Source organism: Methylosinus sp. sav-2 (genome assembly GCF_004366495.1).
Classification (GTDB): Bacteria; Pseudomonadota; Alphaproteobacteria; order Rhizobiales; family Beijerinckiaceae; genus Methylosinus.
This window is the reverse complement of record NZ_SOEJ01000002.1, coordinates 269,630-289,191: the sequence shown is the minus strand read 5'-3', so window position 1 is coordinate 289,191 and position 19,562 is coordinate 269,630. Positions and strand designations below refer to the sequence as shown.

At 65.1% G+C, this 19,562-nt stretch carries 20 protein-coding genes; 11 read left to right on the top strand and 9 right to left on the bottom strand.

The features are described from left to right. Positions 1 to 4: 4 nt before the first annotated feature. Both EDE12_RS07535 and EDE12_RS07530 read right to left on the bottom strand, forming a co-directional pair. Positions 5 to 844 (bottom strand): ABC transporter ATP-binding protein, encoded by an 840-nt coding sequence (locus EDE12_RS07535; protein WP_024879015.1) that lies wholly within the window; start codon positions 842 to 844, stop codon positions 5 to 7. A 4-nt stretch (positions 845 to 848) separates the two neighbouring features. Continuing rightward, positions 849 to 1,994: an ABC transporter permease gene (locus EDE12_RS07530; protein WP_024879014.1), complete on the bottom strand. Its 1,146-nt coding sequence runs from the start codon at positions 1,992 to 1,994 to the stop codon at positions 849 to 851. Positions 1,995 to 2,130: 136 nt separating this feature from the next. On the opposite strand from EDE12_RS07530, the gene dgcA reads away from it, so the two are divergent. Further along, the gene (gene dgcA / locus EDE12_RS07525; RefSeq protein WP_026597969.1) at positions 2,131 to 3,114 is read left to right on the top strand and encodes an N-acetyl-D-Glu racemase DgcA; all 984 of its coding nucleotides are present in this window, start codon (positions 2,131 to 2,133) and stop codon (positions 3,112 to 3,114) included. A gap of 29 nt (positions 3,115 to 3,143) precedes the next feature. Here dgcA and EDE12_RS07520 read toward each other — a convergent pair whose 3' ends face one another. The 3 genes from EDE12_RS07520 to EDE12_RS07510 are packed head-to-tail and all read right to left on the bottom strand — an operon-like array spanning position 3,144 to position 4,305. Then, positions 3,144 to 3,710 carry a GNAT family N-acetyltransferase gene (locus EDE12_RS07520; RefSeq protein WP_026597968.1) on the bottom strand — a complete coding sequence of 189 codons (567 nt, stop codon included), beginning with the start codon at positions 3,708 to 3,710 and terminating at the stop codon, positions 3,144 to 3,146. A 17-nt stretch (positions 3,711 to 3,727) separates the two neighbouring features. Continuing rightward, on the bottom strand, positions 3,728 to 4,012 hold the full coding sequence (locus tag EDE12_RS07515) for a HigA family addiction module antitoxin (RefSeq protein ID WP_026597967.1): 285 nt from the start codon (positions 4,010 to 4,012) through the stop codon (positions 3,728 to 3,730). A gap of 14 nt (positions 4,013 to 4,026) precedes the next feature. Continuing rightward, the gene (locus EDE12_RS07510) at positions 4,027 to 4,305 is read right to left on the bottom strand and encodes a type II toxin-antitoxin system RelE/ParE family toxin (RefSeq protein ID WP_026597966.1); all 279 of its coding nucleotides are present in this window, start codon (positions 4,303 to 4,305) and stop codon (positions 4,027 to 4,029) included. A 136-nt stretch (positions 4,306 to 4,441) separates the two neighbouring features. Between EDE12_RS07510 and EDE12_RS07505 the strand changes: the two genes are divergently transcribed. Next, positions 4,442 to 5,497, top strand: coding sequence for an NAD(P)-dependent alcohol dehydrogenase (locus EDE12_RS07505; protein WP_026597965.1), 1,056 nt, complete (start codon positions 4,442 to 4,444; stop codon positions 5,495 to 5,497). A gap of 77 nt (positions 5,498 to 5,574) precedes the next feature. On the opposite strand, the gene EDE12_RS07500 is transcribed toward EDE12_RS07505, so the two are convergent. Beyond that, a complete protein-coding gene (locus tag EDE12_RS07500) occupies positions 5,575 to 6,462 on the bottom strand; it encodes an outer-membrane lipoprotein carrier protein LolA (protein WP_026597964.1) in 888 nt (295 codons plus the stop codon). Between the two features lie 246 nt (positions 6,463 to 6,708). On the opposite strand from EDE12_RS07500, the gene EDE12_RS07495 reads away from it, so the two are divergent. Further along, a complete protein-coding gene (locus EDE12_RS07495; protein WP_134188025.1) occupies positions 6,709 to 7,857 on the top strand; it encodes a hypothetical protein in 1,149 nt (382 codons plus the stop codon). Positions 7,858 to 7,981: 124 nt separating this feature from the next. Here EDE12_RS07495 and EDE12_RS07490 read toward each other — a convergent pair whose 3' ends face one another. Next, the gene (locus EDE12_RS07490; protein WP_036290410.1) at positions 7,982 to 10,510 is read right to left on the bottom strand and encodes a DNA translocase FtsK; all 2,529 of its coding nucleotides are present in this window, start codon (positions 10,508 to 10,510) and stop codon (positions 7,982 to 7,984) included. Positions 10,511 to 10,668: 158 nt separating this feature from the next. Beyond that, the gene (locus tag EDE12_RS07485) at positions 10,669 to 11,670 is read right to left on the bottom strand and encodes a hypothetical protein (protein ID WP_026597961.1); all 1,002 of its coding nucleotides are present in this window, start codon (positions 11,668 to 11,670) and stop codon (positions 10,669 to 10,671) included. Positions 11,671 to 11,971: 301 nt separating this feature from the next. Here EDE12_RS07485 and rfbF point away from each other — a divergent pair, with 301 nt between their 5' ends. From rfbF to EDE12_RS07465, 4 genes are all read left to right on the top strand, one after another. Continuing rightward, complete coding sequence (gene rfbF / locus EDE12_RS07480) at positions 11,972 to 12,745, top strand: glucose-1-phosphate cytidylyltransferase (RefSeq protein ID WP_024879005.1); 774 nt, start codon at positions 11,972 to 11,974, stop codon at positions 12,743 to 12,745. A 103-nt stretch (positions 12,746 to 12,848) separates the two neighbouring features. Beyond that, positions 12,849 to 13,961 (top strand): CDP-glucose 4,6-dehydratase, encoded by a 1,113-nt coding sequence (gene rfbG, locus EDE12_RS07475; protein ID WP_026597960.1) that lies wholly within the window; start codon positions 12,849 to 12,851, stop codon positions 13,959 to 13,961. Next, on the top strand, positions 13,958 to 15,334 hold the full coding sequence (gene rfbH / locus EDE12_RS07470) for a lipopolysaccharide biosynthesis protein RfbH (protein WP_024879003.1): 1,377 nt from the start codon (positions 13,958 to 13,960) through the stop codon (positions 15,332 to 15,334). Before rfbG ends, rfbH begins: the two co-directional genes overlap by 4 nt. Before the next feature lie 757 nt (positions 15,335 to 16,091). Continuing rightward, positions 16,092 to 16,589: a sigma-70 family RNA polymerase sigma factor gene (locus EDE12_RS07465; protein ID WP_166671833.1), complete on the top strand. Its 498-nt coding sequence runs from the start codon at positions 16,092 to 16,094 to the stop codon at positions 16,587 to 16,589. 63 nt (positions 16,590 to 16,652) lie between these two features. On the opposite strand, the gene EDE12_RS07460 is transcribed toward EDE12_RS07465, so the two are convergent. Continuing rightward, on the bottom strand, positions 16,653 to 17,402 hold the full coding sequence (locus EDE12_RS07460; RefSeq protein WP_024879000.1) for a glucose 1-dehydrogenase: 750 nt from the start codon (positions 17,400 to 17,402) through the stop codon (positions 16,653 to 16,655). A gap of 81 nt (positions 17,403 to 17,483) precedes the next feature. Between EDE12_RS07460 and EDE12_RS07455 the strand changes: the two genes are divergently transcribed. The 4 genes from EDE12_RS07455 to EDE12_RS07440 all read left to right on the top strand — a co-directional run bounded on the left by EDE12_RS07455 (position 17,484) and on the right by EDE12_RS07440 (position 19,555). Next, positions 17,484 to 17,873 (top strand): helix-turn-helix domain-containing protein, encoded by a 390-nt coding sequence (locus tag EDE12_RS07455; RefSeq protein WP_024878999.1) that lies wholly within the window; start codon positions 17,484 to 17,486, stop codon positions 17,871 to 17,873. Positions 17,874 to 18,020: 147 nt separating this feature from the next. Then, positions 18,021 to 18,338, top strand: a complete 318-nt coding sequence (rplU, locus tag EDE12_RS07450) for a 50S ribosomal protein L21 (RefSeq protein ID WP_024878998.1) — start codon at positions 18,021 to 18,023, stop codon at positions 18,336 to 18,338. A gap of 147 nt (positions 18,339 to 18,485) precedes the next feature. Further along, positions 18,486 to 18,755 (top strand): 50S ribosomal protein L27, encoded by a 270-nt coding sequence (rpmA, locus tag EDE12_RS07445; protein ID WP_024878997.1) that lies wholly within the window; start codon positions 18,486 to 18,488, stop codon positions 18,753 to 18,755. 197 nt (positions 18,756 to 18,952) lie between these two features. Continuing rightward, positions 18,953 to 19,555 carry a GNAT family N-acetyltransferase gene (locus EDE12_RS07440; protein WP_026597956.1) on the top strand — a complete coding sequence of 201 codons (603 nt, stop codon included), beginning with the start codon at positions 18,953 to 18,955 and terminating at the stop codon, positions 19,553 to 19,555. Positions 19,556 to 19,562: the final 7 nt, after the last annotated feature.

Below are 19,562 nucleotides of genomic sequence, written 5' to 3'. Positions count from 1 at the left end.
GGGCCTACTCTCGTCCTCGCATATTCGTCTTGCGCGCGTCGAGCGCGCCGGAGAGGCGCGATCCGCGCACGCCGTGGAAATAAGCCTTCAGCCAAGGATGCTCGCAAGCGAGCATCTCCTCCATCGGCCCGGCGGCGATAACCTTTCCCTCGGCGAGCGCGGCGATGCGGTCGCAGATGGAATAGAGGCTGTCGAGATCATGCGTCACCATGAAGACGGTCAATCCGAGCGTATGTTGCAGAGTGGCGATCAGCTCGTCGAATTCCGCCGCGCCTATGGGGTCGAGGCCGGAGGTCGGCTCGTCGAGAAAGACCAGCTCCGGGTCGAGGGCGAGCGCGCGGGCGAGCGCCGCGCGCTTGATCATGCCGCCCGATAATTCGGCCGGAAATTTGTCCGCCGCGCTCGCGGGCAGGCCGACCAGCTCGAGCTTCAGCATCGCCAGCTCGTCCATCAGCCGCGCCGAAATATGCCCGGTCTCGCGCATGGGCATTTGAATGTTCTGCCGCACGGTGAGGCTGGAAAACAGCGCGCCGTTCTGAAACAGCACGCCCCAGCGCCGCTCGACGCGCCGGCGCTCGGCCGAGGTCAGCGCGTCGCGATCGCGCCCGAACAGCTCTATGAGGCCGGAGCGCTTATCGACGAGGCCGAGAATGGTGCGCATCAGCACCGATTTGCCCTGCCCCGAGCCGCCGACGAAGCCCAGCACCTCGCCGCGATAGACATCGAGATCGAGGCCGCGCATCACCAAGCTCTGCCCGAAGGCGACGAAGAGATCGCGCACGCGAATGACCGTCTCGCGCGTCGCGGCGGGCTTTTCGATCGTCTGCGAGGCGAGGTCGGTCATCGGGCTAATATTTGATCGCGGCGAAGAAGATGGCGAAGAAGCCGTCGAGCACGATGACCATGAAGATCGCCTTCACCACAGAAGCCGTGACATGGCGGCCGAGCGATTCGGCCGAGCCTCTGGTCGCCATGCCCTCCATAGCGGCCACCATGCCGATGACCAGCGCCATGAATGGCGCCTTTATGAGGCCGACGATGAAAGTGTTGCGGCCGATCGCCGCCTGCAGCAGCGAGAGATAGGCCGCCGGGCTGATGCCCTCATAGACCCAGCACACCAGAAGGCCGCCGAACAGCGCCGACATATCGGCGATGAAGGTGAGCAGCGGCAGCGACAGAACCAGCGCCAAGACGCGCGGCGTCACCAGCACCTCGACCGGCGAGAGGCCCATGACGCGCAGGGCGTCGACCTCCTCCCGCATCTTCATCGAGCCGAGCTCGGCGGTGATGGCGGAGCCGGAGCGGCCGGCGATCATGATGGAGGTGAGCAGCACGCCGAGCTCGCGCAGCACCAAAATGCCGATGAGATCGACCGCATAGGCGCCGGCGCCGAAGCGTCGCAGCTGGAATATGCCCTGCTGCGCGACAATGGCGCCGACGAGCAGATTGATGAGCGCGATGATCGGCAGGCTGCGAAAGCCGAAGCTCTCCATATGATAGACGAGCGAGGTGAAGCGAAAGCGTCCCGCCGCCATGAGCGAGACGCCCGAGGCGACGACGAACTCGCCGAGAAAGCCCACGCCGCTATAGGCGTCCTGCGCCGCCGAGACGACGGAGCGGCCGAGATCGGCGAGAATATCGACGACGAGCAGGCGACGGCAGCGCGACGGCGCCTCGAAGGGACGAAACTTCGTCTCTTGCAGCAAGATGACATGCTCCGGCCGCGCGCCCTCCAGCGAGACGGAGACCCCGGCATGGGCGAGCTCGTCCATGGCGCGGCCGATGATCCAGGCGCCGGCGGTGTCGAGCCGGACGATTTGCGCGAGATCGACGATAGCGCGAGCGGCGCCGCGGGCGGCGGCGGCCATGCCGGCGGCGTCCTTCTCCAGCGCGGCGGAATCGGCGAGCACCCATTCGCCGCCCAGCGCGAAGCGCGCGGTCTCGCCCTCTCGTCGCGACGAGAGGCGGGCCGTATGGTCGAGGTCCGTGGCCATGCCTATTTTCGGCCCTATGGGCCGGCGGCTCCCTTTCTCCGCGCCCCGCAGCGTCTTAACTTCCGCCGCAGCCAGAGTCGAGCGCGAGCCTGGCCGCGGCGCCCGCAGTCTCTCTGTTTCAACTGGAAAAATCGCTATGGGCGTCCAACTGACCATTTCCGTCGAACGTTTCCCCATCGCCGGGCGATTCGTCATCTCGCGCGGCGCCAAGACCGAGGCCGTCGTGGTGGTGGCTCAGCTCGCCGACCGCGACGCCATTGGCCACGGCGAATGCGTGCCCTACGCCCGCTATGGCGAGAGCGTCGAGAGCGTCGTCGATCAGCTGGAGAGCGTGCGCGATCTGCTGGAGGCCGGCGCCGATCGCGCAGCGCTGGCCGCTCTGCTGCCGCCGGGCGCGGCCCGCAACGCCGCCGATTGCGCGCTCTGGGATTTGGAGGCGAAGCGCACCGGCGTTTCCGCCTATCGGCTCGCCGGCCTCCTGCGCATGGAGCCGCTCGTCACCGCCTATACGATCTCGGTCGGAACGCCGGAAGAAATGCGCGAGGCCGCGGCCAAGGCCGCGCATCGCCCGCTGCTGAAGGTGAAGCTCGCCGGAGATGGCGACGCCGAACGCATTGCGGCCGTGCGCGCCGGCGCGGGCGATTCGGCGCTGATCGTCGACGCCAACGAGGCATGGCGCGAAGAAAATTTCGTCGCCAATAGCGAAGCTTGCGCGAAAGCCGGCGTGAAGCTGATCGAGCAGCCGCTGCCGGCGGACGCCGATGAAGCGCTCGCGCGCCTCCCCCGCCCCGTGCCGATCTGCGCCGATGAGAGCGTGCACGACCGCATCGGCCTCGTCGCGCTGGTCGGGCGCTATGACGCCGTGAACATAAAGCTGGACAAGACCGGCGGCCTCACCGAGGCGCTGGCGCTCGCCGCCGAGGCGCGGCGGCTCGGCCTCTCGATCATGGCCGGCTGCATGGTCGGCACCTCGCTGGCCATGGCCCCGGCGCTGATCGTCGCGCAAGGGGCCGAGTTCGTCGATCTCGACGGACCGCTGCTGCTGGCGAAGGACCGCGAGCCGGGGCTGCGCTACGAGGGGTCGCTGGTGTATCCGCCGGAGAGGGAGCTGTGGGGGTGAGAGGGCGATGTTGGTCGCCCGCAATCTTGTCACGGAGACCGAAGAACCGGTTCCCTCGCACTTTTGATACGATAGAGGACGTGCCGCCTCGACTCGTGCCCTACTGGAAAATTCGGATAGTCGAAATCGTCGCTCGCTTCGTAACTCATCCCGAGCCGCTCCATGACACGACGCGAGCGCTGATTGCCCTGCGCCGTGAATGACACGACTTCCGACAAACCGAGAACACGGAAAGCGTGATCGAGCACGGCTCTCGCGGCCTCGGTCGCATAGCCGTGTCCCCAGTGCTGGCGCGCGAGCCGCCATCCGATCTCCACGCAAGGGGTGAAATGCGCGACGAAGGCCGGCTCGGCCAATCCGACGAATCCGAGAAACGGCGCGACGCCAGGCGCTTCGACCGCCCATAAGCCGAACCCGTTTTCGACGAGCCTCGCTTGCGCGCGATCGGCGAATGCGTCGCTCTGCGCACGGTCGAGCGGCCGAGAGAAGTGCTTCATAACGCGAAGATCGGCGTTGAGCGCCGCAAAGGGTTCCCGATCGGAATCCCGCCAAGCGCGAAGGCGAAGCCGCTCAGTGAGCAAAATCGGCGCTTCCATGATCGCATTCCCGAAACTCACGCCACCTTCGGCGCGAGTCGCGGAATGGAAACGCTCGCCCGCGCCCGGGCTCGCGCGAGATCATAGGCGATCTGCATCCGCATCCAGGCGTCGGCCGATCCGCCGAAAGCCTGCTCGAGCCGCAGCGCCATTTCCGGCGTGAGTCCGTGATGACCGTTGATCAGTCGATAGAGCTGCTGCCGCGTCACGCCGAGCCCCTTCGCCGCCTCGGCGACGCTCAGGCCCAGCTCCTCGATATTGTCTCGGATGAGCCCACCGGGATGGGCAGGATTTTTCATCATCGCCCGCGCCTTCATCAGTGATAGTCGATAAAATCGACATCTTCGGCTGCGCCGTCCTGGAAACGGAAGACGATCCGCCAGTTCGCCCGCACCGTCACCGCCCAAAAACCCTTCAGCTCTCCTTTGAGAGTGTGGAGACGGAAGGTCGGCTGATCCATGTCCTCCGCCCGATCCGCGGCATCCAGAAAAGACAGAATGCGACGAATGCGCTCGATCAAATCGGGTGGCAATCTGCTCCCGTCGTCACTCTCGAACAACCGCCGCAATCCCTTGTGCCGAAAGCTCGCGATCATGACGATTTGTAACTTGTAACGCGACAGGTGTCAAACTCGAGCAGACCCCGTCTTCGACCCGATCCTCGAAACATGCTATTGGAAACCGCCTCCGCCCGAGGCGAGTCCCCCCTTCGAAAATCCCGAGGCCATCCCCATGCCCACCAAGGCCTATGCGGTCCAATCCGCCACGGCGCCTTTTGCGCCCCTCTCCATCGAGCGCCGCGCGCCGGGACCGAAGGATGTCGCGATCGACATTCTCTTTTGCGGCGTCTGCCATTCCGATCTGCACACGGCGCGCAGCGAATGGCCGGGCACGCGTTACCCTTGCGTGCCGGGCCATGAGATCGTCGGCCGCGTGACCGCCGTCGGCGCGGAGGCGACACGGTTCAAAGTGGGAGACATCGCCGCCGTCGGCTGCATGGTCGACAGCTGCCGCCACTGCGTCTCCTGCGACGATGGGCTCGAGCAATATTGCGAGCATGGCTTTGTCGCCACCTACAACGGCGCGCTCGACGGCTCCGGCGAGAACACTTTCGGCGGCTATTCGACGGCGATCGTCGTCGACGAGCATTTCGTGCTCGCCATTCATCACGAGGAGGCGCAGCTCGCCGCCGTCGCGCCGCTGCTCTGCGCCGGAATCACCACATGGTCGCCGCTCAAACATTGGGGCGTCGGGCCGGGCAAGAAGGTCGGCGTCGTCGGCATTGGCGGGCTCGGCCATATGGGCGTGAAGCTCGCCCATGCGCTGGGCGCGCATGTCGTCGCCTTCACCACCTCGCCGTCGAAACGCGAGGCCGCTCTCGCGCTCGGGGCCGACGAGGTCGTGGTCTCCAAGGATGCGGAGGCCATGGCGGCCCGCGCGGGCAGCCTCGACTTCATTCTCGATACGGTCGCCGTCAGCCATGATCTCGACGCCTATGTGAATCTGCTGAAGCGCGACGGCGTGCTGACTCTGGTGGGCGTGCCGGAGACGCCGCATCCCTCGCCATCGGCGGGCGGGCTGATCTTCAAGCGGCGGCAGATCGCCGGCTCGCTGATCGGCGGCATAAAGGAGACGCAGGAAATGCTCGATTTCTGCGCCGAGAAGGGCATTGTCGCCGATATAGAAACGATCGCCATGCAGGAGATCGAGACGGCCTATGCGCGCATGGTGAAGAGCGATGTGAAATATCGCTTCGTCATCGATATGGCGTCGCTGAAAGCCGCGTGAGCATCACGAGGGCTCGCCGGCTCTAGTTTCAACGCGTTTCCAACGCCGAACCAGCGTCCACTTCGGCTGGAAACGCTCTAATGAAAGTCGAGCAGCGAGCCCTTGTCGATCTTGAACAGATTGGCGTCCGGCGCGCTGCTGCGGTCGACGTTGAACAGCGACACCAAGGTCTCATAGCCCTGCGGGTCGGAGACCTGCCATTGCTTGAGCAGGAAGGTCTTGGAATCGAAGATCAGCTTGATCTTCGACGTGCCGCCGAAGGTCGCCTTGTCCTCTATGGAGATGGAGGCGCCGGCGTCGTCGATCACGACATCGACGAGCTTCACATCCTTTTGCAGATCGATCTTCTCGTTGAGAAGGAATTTCAGCGGCGTCTGATTGATGAAATAGAGGTCCTGCGTATTGAGCTTGCGATCGCGCACGGCGACCTGCACGCCGTCGGAGACAACCTCCATCGTGGCCGGCTGCGCATATTCGAAGCGCATGCGCCCGACCTTATGCACATAGAGCTTGCCCTCGGCCCGGCGGCCGTCGCCGCCGATCTGCACGAAATCGGCCGTCATGACGGGAGAGGAGTTGAGCGAGGCCTCGGCGCGCTTGATCGCCTCGTCACGGGTGAGCGGCGCCTGGGGCTGAGCCGCCACAGCGACGGCGGCGGCGGCTCCGCCCACTGCGACGGCGCCCACCGCGGCCTTGGCCGCGTCCGGAACCGCGGGCGCCGAGGCCGGCGGCTTGGCGGCGGGGGGGGCAGCTTTGGGGTCGGCCGGCTTGGCCTGCGCGGTTTTGGGATCGGCGGGCCTCGGCTTCGCTTTGGCGGCGGCGACCGGCTTGCCCTTGGCCGCTGGCTTTCCCGCCTGAGCCTTGGCGGCCGGCGCCGGATGCGGCTTTTTCTTCTGCTCCACGGCCTGAGCGCCGGAGGCGGCGAGAAGGGTGAGAACCAGCGCGGCGGCGAGAGGCGATTTCACAGGAATTGGTGCTCCAGACGATTTCGGCGCGGCTGATCGGGAGCCGTCCGCCGTCCTCACTAGGACGGCGATATGGCTAATGTTGGATCATATACGCGGAGCACGATTGCGTCGCCCTGACGTCGGCGCCCTCTCGGCGAGCGGCGGCTCTCGCGCGAGCGTGCTCTGACGCACAGTCGCCGGCGCGCATCCGCGCAAGATCACGGCGCCGGAGCGAGAACGCTCCAATTGCCGCCGGAGAATTTCATGGATTACGAAGCCATTGCCAACCGCAGCCTGCTCGACGCCACATTATGGGCGCGGCAGGAATGGGTGACCGTGGGCGACAACGCCCATGGCGGCCGGGTTCGCGTGCCTTTTCAGGATTCCATCCAGGGCTTTCAGCTGCTTCCCGCGCAAATGCGGCCGTTGGATCTCTATCGTTCGCCGAGCACGAAATTCGAGGATTTCGCGACGAGGTGGGAGAAGCGCTACAGCCTCCTCTTCGCCAACCGCAGCACGAAAATGTCGCTCGCGCCGGTCGTCGATCAAAAGCCCTTCTACGCTTATGATTATCCGGTCGTCGGCAAATTCGCCGCCTATCCGGTGATCGGACATATCGGAAGAGTGTTGGTCGAGAACATCATCGTTCAACGCAAATTCGCCACCAAGAACGACGGCGAGACGCGCATAAAGGAACTTCGGGCGATATTGGATCAAGATATCGCCTATGTGGAAGAGGATTATCCGAATGCGGGCGATTGGGGCTCCTTCGCTCACTTCAACAATATCGGGCCGAATTACTTCGAGCTGCTGATCGACCCCGAGGGCCGAATCCTGGCGATCCTTGGTTCCGGCGGGAGCGAGCCCGGACTCGTTTCGGAAGACCCGCTGAGCTATGTGATAGCGGGCTATGGTCTCGTCAAGCTCGCTGCGAAGGGCGGCAGAGTCGTCTTGAAGCTGCTCGCGCAAAGGGCCGCCCGCAAGGCCTTGGAGCGCAACGCTCTACACCCTGCGATGGTCCGCCTCGCCAAGACGGCTGCCGATCTGCAGGACAAGAACCCAATTCGAACGGCCGAATTGCTGACCGCGCCGCGTCGATTTCGACATACGCTCACATCGGAACTGCCGGGCGTCAGCTATGCGCGGATCGAGATGGAAGGCTCGCTGCGGCTCTCGACGGGCGCGGCGGCCCATTATGGCGAGGGCGTCTACGCCTGGCACGCGGGAGCGACAGGCGTCGGAACCTATATCGACATAGAGGTCGCCGCCGGAGCGGCCGTCGAGACGTTGAAAGTCGGCGCGCAGAGCTGGGTTCGGATCGTGCCTGCGCAAGGCGCCGTGCTGAGCGTGCGGATCGTCGCGACGAACCTCGCAAAGGAAGCGATCGAGATGGGCCGAATGCTCGTGAGATGAGCGGCGCGAAGCGCGAGGGGAAGCTCCAAAAGGCGCAAGTGAAGCTTTCCTCGTCCTTCGAGACGCCCGCTTCGCGAGCTCCTCAGGATGAGGAAAGCTTCACCCCCACATTCGCTGAAATCCCTCACGCCGCGTCTATGTCGAACGCCCCGCGATCTATCCCGCCGCCCACCAGAATCTCGCGCTTGCCGGCGTGATTGGCCTGGCCCACCACGCCTTCGCGCTCCATCTGCTCCACCAGCGAGGCGGCCTTGTTGTAGCCGATCGACAGGCGCCGCTGAATGTAGCTCGTCGAGCATTTGCGGTCGCGCAGCACGATCGCCACGGCGCGATCGTAGAGATCGGCGCCCTCCTCCGCATCCATGGAGCCCGGCGCGGCGCTCTCCACCGCCTCCTCGGAGGGCTCGTCCTCCGTGGTGATGGCGTCGAGATATTGCGGCTGGCCTTGCGTCTTCAAATGCGCGACGATCTTCTCGACCTCATTGTCCGAGACGAAAGGCCCGTGCACGCGCGAGATGCGGCCGCCGCCGGCCATATAGAGCATGTCGCCCTGGCCCAAGAGCTGCTCGGCGCCCTGCTCGCCCAAAATGGTGCGGCTGTCGATCTTCGACGTCACCTGGAAGGAGATGCGCGTCGGGAAATTGGCCTTGATCGTGCCGGTGATGACATCGACCGAAGGACGCTGCGTCGCCATGATGAGATGAATGCCGGCCGCGCGCGCCATTTGCGCGAGGCGTTGAATCGCGCCCTCAATGTCCTTGCCGGCGACGAGCATCAGATCCGCCATCTCGTCGACGATGACGACGATGAAGGGCAGAGGATGCAGCTCCATCTCCTCGCGCTCGAAAATCGCCTCGCCGGTCTCGCGATCGAAGCCGGTCTGCACTGTGCGGGTGATGATCTCGCCCTTGGCCTGCGCCTCGACGACGCGCTGATTGAAACCCTCGATATTGCGCACGCCGAGCTTGGACATTTTCTTGTAGCGGTCCTCCATCTCGCGCACCGCCCATTTGAGCGCCACCACCGCCTTTTTGGGGTCGGTGACGACGGGCGTCAGCAGATGGGGGATGTTGTCATAGACCGAAAGCTCGAGCATTTTCGGATCGACCATGATGAGGCGGCACTCTTCCGGCTTCATCCGGTAGAGCAGCGACAGGATCATCGTGTTGATGGCGACCGATTTGCCGGAGCCGGTGGTGCCGGCGACGAGAAGATGCGGCATGCGCGCGAGATCGACGATGACCGGCTCGCCGCCGATCGTCTTGCCGAGCGCTATGGCGAGACGATGCTTGGTCTTCTCGAAATCCTCGCAGGCGAGCAATTCGCGCAGGAAGACGGTCTCGCGGCGATGGTTGGGCAGCTCTATGCCGATGGCGTTGCGGCCAGAGACCACGGCGACGCGCGCCGAGACCGCCGACATCGAGCGGGCGATATCGTCGGCGAGGCCGATCACGCGCGACGATTTGATTCCCGGCGCGGGCTCCAGCTCATAGAGCGTGACCACCGGGCCTGGCCGCACGTTGATGATCTCGCCCTTGACGCCGAAATCCTCGAGCACGCCTTCCAGCAGGCGGGCGTTCTGCTCCAGCGCATCCTGCGAGATTTTGGCGGCGGCAGCCTGCTTCTTGGGCTCGCTCAGCAGCAGCAGCGGCGGCAGCTCGTAGCGATGCTGCTCATTGCGGCTCTCGAACAAAGTGGGCTGGCGCTCGCGCATCACGCGCTTGCCCTGCTTCAGCGGCCCGACGGGCTCCATCACGCGGGCGGAGGCCGGCGGCGGCTCGTCGTAATCCTCCTCGCGCGGCGCAGCGGCGGCTGCGGCGGCGCGCGCGGGCGCCGGCGGCGGGACGAAGGAGAAGGCGTCGAAAACCGGCTCGCGGCGGGCGGAGAGCAAAGGCGGGCCGGACGGCTCCTCGATCTCGACCGGCTTACGACGGCGCGCCAGCAGCGCGGCGAAACGACGCGTCACGAGCGTCTTTATGGTGAGGCCGGCGTGAATGAGCGCGCCCAGCGAGACGATGGCGACGCCCGGCTCGTCATCCTCTTCCTCCTCGTCGATTCGGCGGTCGGCGGGCTCGTCCTCGGCATGGGCGGATGCGGCGGCCTCGAAGCCGAAGCCGGCGGCGCCGGTGAGGGCGAGAATGGCGGTTCCGGCGCCGACCAGCGCCACCAGCGCCATGGCCGCCGCCGAATCGCCGAAGAAGCGGCGCGGCAGCGCCAGCACGGCGTCGCCGAGCACGCCGCCGAGCCCGGTGGGCAGCGGCCAGCGGTCGGTGACGGGCAGAAGCGAGACGACCGCCGCCGCCGCGAGCGCGCCGATGATCCACAAGCCGAAGCGCAGCAGCGGCCGATGCAGCGCGCGCTGCGTGACGAGCCGCAGGCCCTGCGCGGCGATCGGCAATATCGCCGCGATCGCCGCGAGGCCGAACAGCTGCATCAATATATCGGCGGCGACCGCGCCGCCGGAGCCGAGCAGATTGCGCACCCGCCCGGTGGTCGCATGATTGAAGGAGGGATCGCGCGCCGACCAGGAGACCAGCGCCAGAGCCGCCGCGACCGAGGCCGCTATCAGCGCCGCGCCGGCGAGCTCCGCGGCTCGGCGCGCCGTGAATTCGCGCACCGGCTCGGAAACGTGACGGAATGCGTTGCTGCGCATCATGACGAACGAGCCCACTCGTGCGACGAATCGAAAAATACAGCGAAGCGCGCCGAAAACGGGCGCGCTCGGCTGACGTGACGGCCGAGGGTAGGCAGGCGGGGTTAAGGGGCGATTAACCCTGACGCCGCCTCATCGGCCGGTTCCGGCCGCCGCGCTCAGATCTGTCCCGACTCGGGCGGGCCATAGCCCATCTCCGGCAGGGCGTAGACCTGATAGCTATAGACATTTTTCAATGCTTCCTGCGGCGTCATGCGCCGGTAGTCGTGCCGTCCGGCTTCGCGCGCCGCGCCATTCGGCTTGGGATGCGGCGTGCTGACGTGATCGATCTCGCGCCCGGATCGGAAACGGCCGCCACAATAATGTCCCAGCTCGTGGATGATCACCGGGAGGCTGCCGAACCGCTCATTGGCGACATAAATGTAGGCGCCCTGCTCGCCGGATTCGATTTCTGCGATGCTGAAAGAATATCCGCCCACATGCGCATAGGCGAGAGCGTCCTCGCGATAGTGATCCGACAATTGGAAAAGCGGGAAGCTGCCGGCGATGAATTTGGTCAGAGCGGCGTTCATCCGCTGGTAGATCGTCGACACCGCGTCGATATTCTCCAGCGGATAGGCCGCCTTATGGAATTTGAAATGCCAATCCGCCTCGCGTTTCAGCTGCGCGTTGGAGAATAGCGGGCTCGGCAATGCGTAGGAGGACCGCACGACCGAAAGGCGGTGGAGCGCGTTCATCACCCGCGCTCGCGCGACCGGAGCCTGCTTCCGCGCGATCTCCAGCAAATCGGTTCGGCTCCCCCAATTGGCGATGACATTCATCTTGTCGATCGTCCATTTTCCAGGATCGACGCGTCCATCCGGGCGCCAGCCGTCATGGAATTGCGGATTTGCCGGGAACTGCTTTTTTTGGAAGTCGAGAATGGCGCCGCGCGTCAGCGGCCCGCATATTCCGTCTGTCGCCAACAGCGGCGCGGGACCGCCGTTGATCTTCGGAATCTTGTCGATAAGCTGCTGAATCTTCAGCACGTCAGAATAGGAATTGACGCCGCCGAGACCGACGGATTCGGAAATCCGAACCTCGTCCGGCTTGCGCGCCGGCGGCGCATCCGCGGAACGATAATCGATAATGCCGTGCGATTTGCAAACACACCAACGCATTCGCGGCCCCCGCCCTCGATTAAAGAAACAATCGCTCGAATACCGCTTCGATCGTAGGAGGACGGTCGAAGCTGCTGGGACCTTTTGGCCACAAAATCTACGTCGATCGCCGAGCGATCTTCTCGCACGCCACAATGAAAGATAATGTGCGCCCGCGCACGAGAGGACGCAAGCACCCCGCCCCTCGGCCCGCCGCCACTCGCGCCGCGCGACAGGCTCGCGCAAGGCGCGCGGATAGACTGCGTGACAGGCGCGTCCCGATTCGCCGAGGACCGCCCTCGCATTCTCGAGGAGACCGCGCGTGAAGGCCGTAATATTCGCAGGCGGTCTCGGCACGCGCCTCAGCGAGGAGACCGACAATCGCCCCAAGCCCATGATCGAGATCGGCGGCAAGCCGATCTTGTGGCACATAATGAAGATCTACTCGCAGCACGGGGTCAACGAGTTCATCGTCTGCCTCGGCTATAGAGGCTATTTCATCAAGGACTATTTTACGAACTACTTCCTTCATATGAGCGACGTCACCTTCGATCTCGCCGAGAACAAGACCATCGTCCATAATAAAATGGCCGAGCCCTGGCGGATCACACTGGTCGACACCGGCATAGAGACGATGACCGGCGGACGTCTGAAGCGCATCGCAGATTATCTCCCCGACAACGAGCCCTTCTGCCTCACCTATGGCGATGGCGTCGCCGATATCGATATCGCCGGCGAGATCGACTATCACCGCGCCCATGGCCGGCTCGCGACCATGACGGTGGTGCGTCCGCCCGGCCGCTTCGGCGCCGTCACCATGGATGGCGACGACATTCTCTCTTTCGATGAAAAGCCGCGCGGCGACGGCGGCTGGATCAATGGCGGCTTCTTCGTGATGTGGAAGAAGGCGCTCGATTATATCGACGGCGATTTGACCGCGCTCGAGCAGCAGCCGCTGACCCGCATCGCCGCCGACGGGCAGCTGCGCGCCTATCGCCATGACGGCTTCTGGCAATGCATGGACACGCTGCGCGACAAGCGTTTCCTCGAGCAATTGTGGAGCGGCGGCGAGGCGCCCTGGAAGGTCTGGGCGTGAGCAGAATTCGTGGCGATCGAGGCGAGCCTGAAGGCTCGCGGTCCAGGGCGCTGTTTGGACCGCGAGCCTTCAGGCTCGCTCTTCCGCAATTGGCGAACGCCCAATGACGCCGCAATTTTGGGCCGGCAAGCGCGTCCTCGTCACCGGACACACCGGCTTCAAGGGCGGCTGGCTCTCCTTATGGCTGATGCGACTCGGCGCGAATGTGGCGGGCTACGCCCTGGCGCCGCCGACCGAGCCCAGCCTTTTCGCGCTCGCGCGCCTCGACCAGAAGATGACGAGCGTCATCGGCGACATTCGCGACGCCGCGCGGCTGGCGCGCGCGGTGCGGGAGCTCGAGCCGCAGATCGTCTTCCATCTCGCGGCGCAGCCGCTCGTGCGCTACTCCTACGCCAATCCGATCGAGACCTTCGAGGTCAACGCCCTCGGCACTGCGCATCTGCTGGAGGCGCTGCGCGGCGCGCCCTCGGCCCGCGCCATCGTCATCGTCACCAGCGACAAATGCTATGAGAATCGCGAATGGCCCTGGGCCTATCGCGAGAATGAGGCGATGGGCGGCTTCGATCCCTATAGCGCCAGCAAAGGCTGCGCGGAGCTCGTCGCCGCCTCCTTCCGCAATTCCTATTTTGCAACAGCCGATCACCCCACACGAGGCGCAGCATTGGCCACGGCCCGCGCCGGAAATGTCATCGGCGGCGGCGATTGGGCGGCGGATCGGCTCGTGCCCGATATTTTGCGCGCGTTGGAGCGCGGCGAGACGGCGCAAATACGTTTTCCGCGCGCGGTGCGTCCCTGGCAGCATGTGCTGGAGCCGCTCGCCGGCTATCTGACGCTGGCCGAGCGCCTGCGGAACGATGGCGCGCCCTTCGCGGAAGCCTGGAATTTCGGCCCCGATCCCTCCGGCGAGCGCACGGTGGGAGAGATGGCCGACGCGCTCTGCCGCGCCTATGGCGAGGGCGCCGGCTGGACGAAGAGCGGCGGCGACGAGCCGCATGAGGCGCATTTGCTGAAACTCGATTCCGCCAAGGCGCGCAGCCGGCTCGGCTGGCGCCCGCAATGGTCGATCTTCGAGGCGCTGGAGGCGATCGTCGATTGGGAATCGCGCCGCCGCCGCGGCGAGGATGTGGCGACCACATCGCTCGCCCAGATCGACGCCTATGAGAGACGCATGGACGCCGCTGAGCGCGGCGCGAGCACGCCCGGAGCAATGATATGACGCCGCCCGCAGCCGCCGCCTCGCACGCCCCCGCCGAGACGGCGGATGAGAAAGACGCGCTGCGCGAGCAGATTTTGGCGCTTGTCGGCCGCTACGCCGAGATCGCCCATGCGACGCCGGAGTTTCGCCCCGGGGCCTCGGCCGTCCCGGTCTCCGGCAAGGTCTATGGTGCGCGCGAGATGCAGACGCTCGTCGATTCGGCGCTGGATTTTTGGCTCACCACCGGACGATTCAATGCGGCTTTCGAGAAGGCGCTGGAAAAGTTCATCGGCGTCCGGCATGCGTTGACCGCCAATTCCGGGTCCTCGGCCAATCTTCTGGCGCTCACCGCGCTGACCTCGCCGCTGCTGAAGGAGCGCGCGCTTCAGCCCGGCGACGAGGTCATCACCGTCGCCGCCGGCTTTCCGACGACGCTCAATCCCATTTTGCAGAATGGGATGACGCCCGTCTTCGTCGATGTCGACATACCGACCTATAATATCCGCGCCGATCTCATAGAGGCGGCGATCTCGCCGCGCACGCGCGCCATAATGATCGCCCATACGCTCGGCAATCCGTTCGATCTCGCAGAGGTGACGCGCATCGCCGAGAAGTACGGCCTGTGGCTGGTCGAGGATTGCTGCGACGCGCTCGGCTCGCTCTATGATGGACGCCAGGTCGGCACATTCGGCGACATAGGCACGCTGAGCTTCTATCCCGCGCATCACATCACAATGGGCGAAGGCGGCGCGGTGTTCACCTCGCGCTCCGTGCTGCGCCGCAGCGTCGAATCCTTCCGCGACTGGGGCCGCGACTGCTGGTGCGCGCCGGGCAAGGACGACACTTGCAAGAAGCGCTATGAGTGGCAATCAGGAGATCTGCCCTTCGGCTATGATCACAAATATGTCTATCAGCATCTCGGCTATAATCTGAAGATCACCGATATGCAGGCCGCCGTGGCGCTGGCGCAGATGGAGCGCCTGCCGGGCTTCATCGAGGCCCGCAAGCGCAATTTCGCGCTGCTGAAAGAGGCGCTGCGCCCCTATGAGGATGTTTTCCTGCTGCCCGAGGCGACGCCGCGCAGCGATCCCTCCTGGTTCGGCTTCGCGCTGACGCTGCGCGAGAATGCGCCTTTTGGACGCGAGGCGCTGCTGCAGCATCTCGCCGAGCGCCGCATCGGATCGCGGCTGCTGTTCGGCGGCAATCTTTTGCGCCAGCCTTATATGAAGGACCGCCCGCATCGCGTCGCCGGCGCGCTCTCCGCCACCGATGTCATTATGCGCCGCACTTTCTGGGTCGGCGTCTATCCCGGATTGAGCGAGGCGCATATCGCCTATATCGCCGAGTCGATCGGCGCCTTCCTCGCGGATGCAGGACATTGGCGCGCCGCCTGAGCGTGCGACGAACGGAACACTCGGCGCGATACAGGTTGTAACAATTTATAATACACGTATTAGTTGTATTCGTGCGGCGTCGATGCTAGCTTCGTCGCCATGCAGCGCATTTTGGGCCAATTGTTCCTGTATCGCCACGTTTCGCGAAACGTCGCGATCCTGCTCTGCGCCATTGTCCTGCCATCTCTGCTCGCGCTCCCCGCCGCGCCGCCGCCCGAGCATTTTGCTCGCGCATCGACCTGCGCTTCGAGCGCGACGGGCAAAAGCCGTCCGCCTCTAGATCACGATTGCCGAACGCTCGACTGCTGCACGCTCGGCTGCGCGTCGCATGACGCCTCTTGGCTAGCGAGCGCGTTCGCCTCGGTGCATATCGCCCCATGGTCCGCGCCGTCGCCATCGCGCCGTCCAGGCGATGCGCGGTCGCGCCCACTTGTCGCGCGCCTCGTCTTCGCCGCGCGCGGGCCGCCCGCCGCAATCTGATCTCCATCCGCGACTTTTTCTCGATTCCCTTCGCGCGCCGCTGCTCGCCGAGGCGTGACATATCGCCTCATCGCGCCGCGAGCCCTGTCGCGCGGCCAGAGATTTGTCGCGCGCGACGCTCGTCGCGCGCAGCGCCCGACTTCGCTTTTTTTTCGAAAAACAATGGCGGCTCGACGGAGCCCCGCCCTCGATGAAGGGATTTTCCAATGCCGAGAACGAAATCCTCATGCGGCGCCGCCGCGAGATTTTCTCACATCGGGACGCGGGAGGGCGTGCGATGACCGCCTCGGAGAAAGCCCTCGGCGCGCTCTATCAGGATTATGCGCCGGCCCTCCGCCGCTTCGCGCGTCGCCGCGTCGGCATGCAAGAGTCGGAAGATATGGTGCAGGACATCTATCTCCACGCGCTGCAGCGCGTCGATGTCGCCACGCTCGACAGCCCGCGCGCCTATCTCTTCCGCATCGCCGCCAATCTCTCGGTCGACGCCATGCGCCGGGATCGCATCCGCTCGCGCTATGCCGAGGAGGCCGCGCGCGACGCCGATCAGGCGGAGCGGTCGAACTCCGGCGACGCGATCGCCACGCTCATGGAATTTCAAAAGCTGCGCGCCGCGCTGGAGCGGCTGCCGCCGCTCTATCGGGAAATACTTCTGCTGAAACGCCTCGAGCATCTGACCAGCGCCGAGATCGCGGCGCGCGTCGGCGTATCGGTGCGCACCGTCGAGCGTCATCTCGCTCGGGCCAATGACGAGATCAGGCGCGATCTCGGCCCTTGAGCCAAACAGCCGCCGCCGCGCGTCGGTCCGACGCGCGGCGGCGGCTCATGCAGAATGCCTCGATCAGACAGCCACCATCCCGCCATCGACATAGAGATCGACGCCGGCGACATAGCTGCTCGCGCTGGAGGCGAGGAAGAGCACAGCCTCGGCCACCTCCTCCGATCTGCCGAAGCGGCCGAGCGGAACGCTGGTCTCCAATTGTCCCGCCAATTCGTCGTGCTGCTGCTCGGAGAGGCCCATCGTGTCGAAGATCGGCGTCTCGATCGGGCCGGGGCTCACGACATTGACGCGAATCTTGCGGTCTTTCAGTTCGGCCGTCCAAGTGCGGGCGAAGGAGCGCACGGCCGCCTTCGTCGCCGAATAGACGCCGAAGCCGGGCGTGCCCACCGTATTGGCGATCGACGAGTTGAGCACGATCGCGCCGCCGTCGGAAAACAGCGGCAGCGCCTTCTGCACGGTGAACAGCAGGCCTTTGACGTTGATGTCGAACATGTGGTCGAAGAAAGCCTCGTTCACCGCTTCGATCGGCGCGAGACGGACGACTCCGGCATTGGCGAAGAGAATGTCGATGCGGCCGAAGCGCTCCTTCACCTCGGCGTAGAGCCGATCGAGATCTTCGAGCGACGAAACATCCCCCTGCACGCCGACGGCGCTCGCGCCGATGCGAGCGACCGCCGCATCGAGCTCGGCCTTCCGCCGGCCGGTGATTACGACCTGCGCGCCCTCCTTGGCGAAGAGCTCCGCCGTGGCGAGACCTATGCCGCTATTGCCGCCGGTAACGACCGCGATTTTTCCTGAAAGACGACCCATGTCCGCGCTCCTTTCGCGCTAAATTCATTAGTTCTGAAATACGGAACTACTGAATGAATGTCAATCGTGCTAGCGTGGCGCATGAGGAAGCTCCACCATCCGCGGCTGGACGAGATCACTGTCGAAGGGATTCTCTACGCCCTGGCCGACCCTGTGCGCGTGCAGATATTCACCCGGCTGGCGGCGTCGGAATGCGCACAGAACTGCTCGCAATTCCTGAATGTTCTCGAGCAGGCGCCGCTCGCCAAATCGACGCTCTCGCAGCATTTCCGCATTTTGCGGGAGGCCGGGCTCATCCGCAGCGAGCGCCGCGGCGTGGAGCTCATCAATTCGACTCGCTGCGCAGAGCTGGCCGAGCGCTTCGGCCCCATGGTGCAGTCGATCATCTCGGCCTATGAGCGGCAGAAGATCGAGGCGGCGGCCGAATCGGCTCCGCGACCGGCGATTGACAAAGACGCCGCGCCCGTCTAGGGCTTTCCCGCTTCGTCGCGGCGGTTTCGCCGCGATTTTCTTTTTGCGTCGACGCTTCGGCGCGAGGAGCGGAGCAAAAACCGGTCAACTGCAAAAAAGCCGGCCGGCGCATCGTCGCCAGAGCCGGGACGAACACAGGAAAAAGAGATGTTCGCAGTCATCAAGACCGGCGGGAAGCAATATAGCGTCACCGCCGGAGACACGATAACCGTCATGGCCCTCGAGGGCGCGGCGGGCGACAAGATCACCTTCGACGAGGTTCTGTTCGTCGGCGCCGAGGGCTCCGCCAAGATCGGCGCGCCGCTGGTCGCGGGCGCGAGCGTCACCGGCGAGATCGCCGAGCAGGCCCGCAGCCCCAAGACGCTGGCCTTCAAGAAGCGCCGCCGCCAGAACTCCAAGCGCAAGCGCGGCCACCGTCAGGACCTGACGATCGTGCGCATCACCGGCATCGAAGCCGGCGCCTGAGAATTTGGCGTAACGCCGCCCGGCGGCGTATAGAAGAACCAAGCGCGCCGCGCGTTCGGCGCGCGCACCAATTCAGCGGCCGCCCTGCGCGGCCCCCCCCCGAGCGGCGGGCGCCGGCTCGGCGTGAAAATTTAAGGAGCGAGAACAATGGCTCACAAGAAAGCGGGCGGCTCGTCGCGCAACGGTCGCGACTCCGACGGTCGCCGTCTCGGCGTGAAGAAGTTCGGCGGCGAGGCCGTGATCGGCGGCAACATCATCGTTCGCCAGCGCGGCACGAAATGGCATCCCGGCCGTAATGTCGGCATCGGCAAGGATCACACGCTGTTCGCGCTCGTCGATGGCGTGGTCCTGTTCAAGTCCAGCGGCGGCCGCGCCTCGGTATCGGTCGTCGAGCCGGCGGCCGCAGCCGCCGAATAGGCGGAGGATCTGCGAGGACCTTCCGCCGGCGTTTCGATCCCCGGCGGATTTGGTCCTCGAGCAGTCGCGATAAAGGCGACGCTCCAGGCGCAAAATCCGGAAAAAGGCCTCAAAGGGTCGATAGGGGAAGCGGAACGCCCGCTTCCCCTTCGTCTTTTTTCGGCCCTTTTTCGCACTCGGCCGCCATGGAGCCTCGGATGTTTCCGGAAATTGCCCGCGACGATATTTTCAGATTGGAGACCTCACGGCTGTGGCTGCGCTGGCCGCGCGCCGCCGATGAGGGCTCGATCTGCCGTCTGGCCGGCGATCCCGAGGTCGCCTTGAAGACGGCGCGCATTCCACACCCATATGAGTCCTATCACGCGGAAGGCTTCATTCTCGCCGCGCGCGCCGAAAACGCCAGCGGCGCCGGCCTCACCCTCGCCTTGACGCAAAAGCGCCAGGCGGACGAGGCGATCGGCGTGATCGGCGTGCATGGGGCGAATGCGCGCGGGGCGGGCATGATCGGCTTCTGGCTGGGACGACCCTATTGGGGACGCGGTTTGATGAGCGAAGCGGCGGGCGCCTTCATCGATATGGTGTTCGGCATGACCGGGCTGGAGCGAATCGTCTCCAGCGCGCTGCCGAGCAACGCCGCCTCGCTGCGGGTGCATGAGAAGCTGGGCTTCACCCGCGCGGGACAGGGCAAATTCCCGGCGCCGGCGCGCGGCGGCGAGGTCGATGTGGAGCTTTTCGACCTGCGCCGCGGCGCCATTCCGACGAACTTCGGCGCGCGGCGCCCGAAGCTGCAAGCGACATGAGTTCGAA